We start from the raw sequence: 1,625 nt of genomic DNA, 5'->3' as shown, positions 1-1,625 counted from the left end.
ATTATATATTGCTCTTTATCAACGGCATTATTTATTTGGAGTGTAAAAGCTGCACGTTTACTCCTTGCATTATATGTTAATAATGAGCAATTAAGAAAACAGTCATTGCAACATCAACTATCTTTTAGAGTCGGATTATACACAGCAATCCCTGCAACATTACTGATTACACTTGGTCTCAATGGACTGACGAGTTTAGAACTTGTGAAACAAATGGTTCATTATCAAAATGAAATTAACTCTCTTAAGGACAATATTGAGTTAAAACTAAAAGATTACATCGTAAAGATTGAAACTATTGTTAATACAACAGAAAAACAAGTTACCAAAAACACTTTAAAACTTCTTGTGGAACAATCTCCAGAATTTATATCTTCACTTGTAACAGATAATAATGGTATTGTTAGAGATTTCTACAAAGTTGATGCAAACACAAACAACATCGGCAACTTGAGCGTTGCAGACCGTCCCTATTTTTATTTGGTAAAACAAACAAAAACGTCTTTTATAAGTGATACCTTCAAAGGAAGATCACTCGGAGATGATCAATTATTTGCTGTAAGCACACCTATAATAAGAGAAAATAAATTTGATGGTGTACTACAATTAGCAATAAAACTTAATTCATTACTGACATTATTTGATAAACATATTGATAGTATTTCACATCGTATACTCATAGATAAATCAGGAAGAAAAGTATGGGGAAACAATGTAAGTGGTGATATCGGCAGTGTCTGGACTCGACCTAAAGATAGCGAGCCGATGAAAGATACATTTCTAAGAAAAAGTATATTCAACCCACTTAATCCTATTACATTTAGCAAAGATGCGCATCACTTTATCATCAATGAAAAAATAGGTTTAACTGGTTGGGAGTTATATTTTTTCATTGACACGAACGATCTCTTCATAAAACTTTCAATTTATTTTTTTCTTGCACTAGCCTTAATCACTATAATATTAGAAACATCTGTTAGATTATCAAAAAGATTTGTAAAAAACTACACACAGGCATTAGAGCAATTGGTAGATTACACTCAACAATGGGATGGCAAAACCTTAAATAGCAAAGCATTGAATCTGACTCAATCGGCGCTTGAAATTGACACTTTAGCGCATAGCTTTATAAATATGCAACGACGAGTAACTGGTGCTCACAACGCAACAATATCATCAATGAATGAGGTAAGACTTCTTAATGAAGAGTTAGAAGAAAGAGTTGAAAAACGAACAAGAGAATTAGAAGAAGAGCGCGATAAAGCAAATCATCTAGCGGCAATTAAAACTAGATTCCTTGCTAATATGAGCCATGAAATTCGTACTCCAATAACGATAATTAAAGGTTTCACTGAACAAATTTTACCCATTACCCATGGTGAAGTACATACTGCTCTTTGCAAAATTGAACAAAATACATCTCACCTTCAAAGTATAATTAATGACATTTTAGACGCGGCTAAAATTGATGAAGGAAAAATGTCTATAGCTGAGCAATCGGTTGCTATTGAACCGCTTTTAAACAGCTTAAGTGATGCATTAACTGTTTTAGCACATTCGAAAAATTTAACCACTCAGTTAGACATTAATCTATCAAATATTAAATATATAAAAACAGACCCTTA

Annotated in this window: 1 protein-coding gene; it reads left to right on the top strand. The window is 32.3% G+C overall.

Annotated elements, in window-relative coordinates:
• Positions 1 to 1,625: histidine kinase dimerization/phospho-acceptor domain-containing protein (locus MMG82_RS21265; RefSeq protein ID WP_277622273.1), on the top strand; the 1,625-nt coding region annotated here is incomplete at both ends.

Source organism: Shewanella sp. MM_2022_3 (genome assembly GCF_022557375.1).
In the GTDB taxonomy this organism is placed as follows: domain Bacteria; phylum Pseudomonadota; class Gammaproteobacteria; order Enterobacterales; family Shewanellaceae; genus Shewanella; species Shewanella xiamenensis.
This window is presented reverse-complemented; position numbering and strand designations above follow the sequence as displayed.